This window comes from Spirillospora sp. NPDC048911 (assembly GCF_043198015.1).
Lineage (GTDB): Bacteria > Actinomycetota > Actinomycetes > Streptosporangiales > Streptosporangiaceae > Spirillospora.
The window spans coordinates 1-6,961 of record NZ_JBICUD010000024.1; the positions used below are offsets into that span (position 1 = coordinate 1).

A 6,961-nucleotide genomic window follows, 5' to 3' on the forward strand; every position below is an offset into this window, starting at 1 on the left:
TACGTCGCGCTTGACCGTGCGTATGCCGCGACCGCGCCTGGCAGCATCATTGGTGTCGGTATTCCGGACTTGCGCGTCTATGTGCTGGACGATCGGCTCCAGCCGGTCGCGCCCGGTGTCGTGGGTGAACTGTACGTGGCGGGCGCGGGTCTGGCGCGCGGCTACCTCGACCGTCACGCTCTCACCGCCGAGCGCTTTGTCGCCGACCCGTACGGCAAGCCCGGCACGCGCATGTACCGCACGGGGGACGTAGGCCGCTGGCTGGACGACGGCAGCCTCGAATACCTGGGTCGTTCCGATCAGCAGGTGCAGTTGCGCGGGTTCCGTATTGAGCTGGGCGAGATCGAATCGGCTCTGGCCCGCCATGAGTCGGTGTCCGATGTGGCTGTGATCGTCCGTGACGACCGCCTGATCGCGTACGTGGTCGGCGCCGACGTCGATGCCGCCGGCCTGCGGGGCTTCGTCGCTCAGGGCCTTCCCGGCTACATGGTTCCGGCGGCCGTCGTGTCCCTTGACGCGCTGCCGCTCACGGTGAACGGCAAGCTCGACCGCGACGCGCTGCCCGATCCGGACTTCTCCGCGAAGGTCTCCTCGCGCGCACCTCGTACCTCCGACGAGGAGACCCTCGCCAGTTTGTTCGCCGAGGTGCTGGGTCTGGAACGCGTCGGCATCGACGACGGTTTCTTCGACCTCGGCGGCGACTCCATCATCGCCATCCAGCTGGTCTCGCGCGCCCGCCAATCCGGACTGGTCATCTCGCCACGCGAGGTGTTCCAGCACCAGACGGTCCAGGCGCTCGCCGCGCACGCCCGGCCGGTCGGCGAGGGCGACGAGATCGAGATCGAGGCGCCCGGCACGGGCACCGGCCCCGTCCCGATCACTCCGGTGGTCGCGTGGTTGCGCGACCGGGTCGGCGGCGACGCGGAGCTCATCCGGGGCTTCCACCAGGCGACGTTGCTGCGCACGCCGCCGAGCCTTGGCACGGAGCGTCTCGTCGCGGCGTTCCAGACCCTCCTCGACCACCATGACGTGCTCCGGCTGCGGCTCGACGTGGACGGCGACCGCTGGCAGCCCGTGGTCCGGCCGGCGGGGACCGTCGACGCCGCCGGCCTCGTCACCCGCGTGGACGCCGCCGCCCTGGACGCCGACAAGCTCGCCCAGGTCGTCGCCGAGCACGCCGCCGCCGCGCGCGACCGCCTCGACCCCGCCGCCGGGATCACCGGGCAGCTGGTGTGGTTCGACGCGGGGCAGACGCAGGGCCGCCTGCTGGTCGTCCTGCACCACCTCGTCGTGGACGGCGTCTCCTGGCGCGTCCTGCTCCCCGACCTGGTCACCGCGTGGGCGGGCGGCGAGCTCCAGCCGGTCGCCACCTCGTTCCGGCGCTGGGCGCAGCGGCTCACCGCCGCCGCGACCGACCCGGCCCGCGCCGAGGCCGAGCTGGAGACCTGGCTCGACATCGTGGACGGCCCCGCCCAGCGGCTCGCGGGCCGCGCCCTCGACCCGCGCGTGGACATCGCCGCGCGGGCGCGGACGGTCCGGCTGGACCTGCCCGCGGACGTGACCGGGCCGCTGCTCACCGACGTGCCCGCCGCGTTCCACGGCCGCGCCAACGACGTGCTGCTCACCGGGCTGTCGCTCGCCGTGGCCCAGTGGCGCAAGAATCGCGGCGAAGCCGCGGCGGGGGGCGTGGAGGGTCGTCCCCCCACAGGGCACACGCACCGTGGTGGGCGCGGCACGGGTGTGCTCATCGACCTGGAAGGGCACGGCCGCGCGGACATCGTGCCGGGCGTGGACCTGTCGCGCACCGTGGGCTGGTTCACCTCGATCCACCCCGTCCGGCTGGACGCGGGCACGATCGACTGGGCCGAGGTGCGGGACGGCGGCCAGGCCGTCGGCACCGCGCTCAAGAAGGTCAAGGAGCAGCTCCGCGAGATCCCCGACGACGGCATCGGCTACGGCCTGCTCCGCCACTTCGACGACGAGGCCGCCGGGGAACTGGCCGAGCTCGCGCCGGCGCAGATCGCGTTCAACTACCTCGGCCGGGTGGATCCGGGCGGCGCGGGCGGCGACTGGAGCCTGGCCGACGAGGAGCTGCCCGGCGGCGAGGACCCGCGGATGCCCATGGCGCACGTCCTGGAGATCAACGCGATCACCCGGGAGCTGGCGGGCGGCCCCGAGCTGAGCGCCACCTGGACGTGGCCGGACGGGCTGCTCACCGAGGACGACGTACGAGAGCTCGCCGAGGACTGGTTCGAGGCGCTGCGCGGTCTGGTCGCGCACGTCAGCGGCGACGGCACCGGGACGGCCGGCGGGTTCACCCCGTCCGACCTCCTGGTGGACCTCGACCAGGGCGAGATCGACCAACTGCAGGACGCCTGGAGGAAGCACAGTTGAACCGCGGTGACCTTGAGGACATCCTGCCGCTGTCGCCGCTGCAGCAGGGCTTCTTCTTCCACGCCCTGTACGACGCGGACAGCACGGACGTCTACACGGCGCAGATCGTCCTCGATCTCGAAGGGCCGCTGGACGCCGCCGCGCTGCGCACCGCCGCCGACACGTTGCTGCGGCGCCACTCCAACCTGCGCGCCGCGTTCTGGCACGAGGGCCTGTCCAAACCGGTGCAGGTCGTCCCGCGCGGAGTCGAGCTGCCCTGGGAGGAGATCGGCGCCGCGGACGTGGCCGAGGCGGACGCGGTCGTCGCCCGGGAGCGGGCGCGCCGTTTCGACGTGACCGCGCCGCCGCTGCTGCGCTTCGTTCTCGTGCGGCTGGGCGCCGAACGGCACCGGCTGGTGTTCACCAATCACCACATCCTGCTCGACGGGTGGTCCACGCCGATTCTGGCGACCGAGCTGTTCATGCTGTACGTGCAGGGCGGGGATGACTCGGGCTTCCCGCGCGTCACCCCGTACAAGAGCTATCTCGCCTGGCTCGCCAAGCAGGACCGTGGCGCCGCCGAGGAGGCTTGGCGTGCCGCCCTCGACGGTGTGTCCGAGCCCAGCCTCGTCGCGCCGGACGCGGCGGGCCGCCCGCCGGTGGTGCCCGAGCGGACCATCACCGAGCTGGACGGGCGGCTGACCAAGAAGCTGCAACGCGCAGCCCGGCGGCACGGCGTCACGCTCAGCACGGTGCTGCAGGGCGCGTGGGGCCTCGTGCTCGGACGCCTGCTCGGCACGAACGACGTGGTCTTCGGCTCCACCGTCTCGGGGCGGCCCGCCGAGCTGCCCGGCATCGAGCAGATGATCGGGCTCTTCATCAACACACTGCCCGTGCGCGTGCGCTACCGGCCCGAGGAGCCCCTCTCCGCGCTCATGGAGCGGCTGCAGGACGAGCAGGCGGAGCTTCTGCCGCACCACCACCTCGGGCTCACCGACATCCAGCGCGCGGCGGGCCACGCTCATCTCTTCGACACGATGACCGTGCTGGAGAACTACCCGTTCGATCCGGCCTCGATGGACGGCTCGCTCAACGGCATGCGGATCACCGATGCCGACTCCTATGACGCGACGCATTTCCCGTTGTCGTTCGTCGCCGCGCCCGGCCCCGGGCTGTCGCTGCGGCTGCACTACCGGCCGGACGTGTACGAGAAGGACGTCGTCGAGGCGTTGCTGGCCCGCGTCCGGCGCATTCTGGAGGCGTTCGCCGACGACTCCGGGCAGGCCATCGGTGCCGTGGAGCTGGCGGGGGAGGACGAGCGCGCGCGGCTCGCCGCCTGGAACGACACCACCGCCGAGGTGCGCCCTGGCACGCTGCCGGATCTCTTCGAAGCGCAGGCCGCCCGGACGCCGGACGACGTCGCGCTGGTGTGCGGCGACATCTCGGTCACCTACGCGGAGCTGAACGAGCGGGCCAACCGCCTCGCGCACGAGCTGATCGCCCGCGGGATCGGGGCCGAGGACCGGGTGGCGCTCGTGCTGCCCCGCACCCCGGAGATCGTCGTCTCGATCCTCGGGGTTCTGAAGGCGGGCGCGGCGTACGTGCCGATCGATCCCGAGTATCCGGCCGAGCGCGTCGCCCACATGCTCGACGACTGCCGTCCCGCATTGACGATCAGGGAGGGCCTCGACGTCGCGGACCGGCCCTCGCACGATCCCGAACGGCGATCGGCCTCGGACAACACCGCCTACGTCATCTACACCTCGGGCTCGACCGGGCGTCCCAAGGGCGTCGTCGTGCCGCACGCGGGCGTCCTCAACTACTTCGAGGCGCACCGGGCCGCGTTCTTCGACCCGGCGATCGAGGCGGCCGGCGGCAGGCGGATGCGGTTCGCGCACCTGGCGTCGTTCTCGTTCGACACGTCGTGGATGGGCCTGCTGTGGATGATGTACGGCCACGAGCTGCACCTCATCGACGACGAGACGCGCCGTGATGTGGAGGCTTACACGGCGTACGTCGCCAGGGCGCGCATCGACCTGGTCAACACCACGCCTTCGCACTTCCAGTCGCTGCGTGAGGCCGGGCTGCTCGCGGCGGACGGGCGGCACCGGCCGTCCCAGCTGCTGCTCGGCGGCGAGGCGATCAGCGCGGCGCTGTGGGCGGAGCTGCGGGCGCTGCCCGGCGTGACGACCCGCAACTTCTACGGGCCGACCGAATCGACCATCGACACCATGAACCAGGTGGCGGCGCTCAGCGAGCGCCCCACGGTCGGCGCGCCCTACCGGAACACCCGCTCGTACGTGCTCGACCCGGCCCTGCAGCCCGTGCCGCCCGGCGTCCCCGGCGAGCTGTACCTCGCCGGTGTGCAGCTGGCGCGCGGCTACCTCGACCGGCCGGGCCTGACCGCCGAACGTTTCGTCGCCGACCCGTTCGGCTCGCCGGGCGACCGGATGTACCGCACCGGCGATCTCGTGCGCTGGACGCCCGAGGGCACCGTCGAGTACCTCGGCCGCGCCGACGACCAGGTGAAGATCCGCGGCTACCGCGTCGAGCTCGGCGAGATCGAGAGCGTCGCCGGCGCGTACGAGGGCGTCGCGCAGGCCGCCGTCATCGTCCGCGAGGACGTGCCGGGGGACAGGCGGCTGGCCGCCTACGTCACCGGAGAGGTGGACGTCGCGGCGCTGCGCCGGCACGTCGCCGCGAGCCTTCCCGGCTACATGGTCCCCTCGTTCACCCTGCTGGACGCGCTGCCGCTGACGGTGAACGGGAAGCTGGACCGCGCGGCCCTGCCCGCGCCCGACGCCGGGGTCTCGGTCAGCCGGGCGCCGCGGTCGCCGCGGGAGGAGATCCTCGCCGGGCTGTTCGCCGAGGTGCTCGGCGTCGCGCGGGTCGGCGTGGACGACGGGTTCTTCGCGCTCGGCGGCGACTCGCTGATCGCGACGCGGCTCGTCGGCAGGATCCGGTCGGCGCTCGGCGTGGAGCTGCCGCTGCGGGCCCTCTTCGAGGCGCCGACGGTCGCCGGGCTGGCCGGACGGCTCGACGAAGCGTCCGGCGAGGTCCGGCCCGCGCTCGTCCGCGTCGAACAGCGCCCGGAGACCGTCCCGCTGTCGTACGCGCAGCAGCGGCTGTGGTTCCTCAACCGCTTCGAGGGCCGCTCCACCACCTTCACCATGCCGGCGGCGTTGCGGCTCGCCGGAGCCATCGACCATGAGGCACTCCAGGCCGCCCTCGGCGATGTCGTGACGCGGCACGAGTCGCTGCGCACGATCTTCCCGGACGGCTCCGGCACCGCGCGGCAGCTCGTGCTCGACCCGGCCCTGGCGCGACCGCGGCTCACCGTGACCGAGACGACCGAGGCGCGGTTGCCCGCCGAGCTCGCCGCCGCCGTCGGGCAGGGCTTCGACCTGTCGATCGAACCGCCGATCCGGGTCCGGCTGTTCTCGCTCGGCGACGACGACGGCGCCGATGTTCACGTCCTGCTGCTGGTCCTGCACCACATCGCGGCCGACGGCTGGTCGATGGCGCCGCTCGCGCGCGACGTGCTCCTGGCGTACGCGGCGCGCAGCGAGGGCGAGGCGCCGGACTGGGCGCCGCTGCCGGTGCAGTACGCGGACTACACGCTGTGGCAGCAGGAGCTCTTCGGATCCGAGGACGATCCGGACAGCCTGGTCTCGCGGCAGATCGCGTACTGGACCCAGGCCCTTGCCGGGCTTCCGGACCAGCTGGAGCTCCCGGCCGACCGGCCCCGGCCCGCCGAGGCGAGCCACCGGGGCGCCACGTTCGCCTTCGACCTCGACGCCGAGCTGCACGCCCGCCTGTTGAAGCTCGCGCGGGAGAGCGGCGCCAGCCTGTTCATGGTGACGCAGGCGGCGTACGCGGCGCTGCTGACGCGGCTCGGCGCCGGGACGGACGTGCCGATCGGCTCGCCCATCGCGGGCCGCACGGACGAGGCGCTGGACGACCTCGTCGGCATGTTCGTCAACATGCTCGTGCTGCGCACCGACACCTCCGGCGACCCGACGTTCCGCGAGCTGATCGCGCGGGTCAAGGAGACCGACCTCGCCGCGTACGCGCACCAGGACCTGCCGTTCGAGCGCCTCGTCGAGGTGCTCAACCCGGCGCGGTCGATGTCCCGGCACCCGCTCTTCCAGGTCGCCCTGACGTTCCAGAACAACCCCGAGGCCAAGCTGGAGCTGGAGGGGCTGACCGGGGGAGCCGAGCCGCTCGGGTCGGGTGCCGCGAAGTACGACCTTTCCCTCTACCTGGCGGAACGGCACGGCGAGGACGGCGCTCCCGCCGGTATCGAGGCGGGCCTGGAGTACGCGCTCGACCTCTTCGACCCGGCCACCGCCGAGTCGATCGCGGCCCGCTTCGAACGGCTCGTCCGCGAGCTGCTCGACGCGCCCGACGAGCCGATCGGCACCGCCGAGATCCTCGACCGGGCCGAACGCCGGACTCTCCTGCGCAAGTGGGCGGGTGGGACGGCGGAGCCGGTGGAGCGGGCGACGATTCCGGCGTTGTTCGAGGTGCAGGCGGCTTCGAATCCGGACGCTCCCGCCGTGTCGTTCGAGGGCGTGACCCTTTCGTA

Annotated in this window: 2 protein-coding genes; both read left to right on the top strand. The window is 72.7% G+C overall.

Features of this window, described 5'->3' with window-relative positions:
* Window positions 1-2,394: condensation domain-containing protein (locus ACGFNU_RS50615; protein ID WP_392604161.1), on the top strand; the 2,394-nt coding region annotated here is incomplete at its 5' end.
* Window positions 2,391-6,961: amino acid adenylation domain-containing protein (locus ACGFNU_RS50620; protein ID WP_392604166.1), on the top strand; the 4,571-nt coding region annotated here is incomplete at its 3' end. The genes ACGFNU_RS50615 and ACGFNU_RS50620, both read left to right, overlap by 4 nt.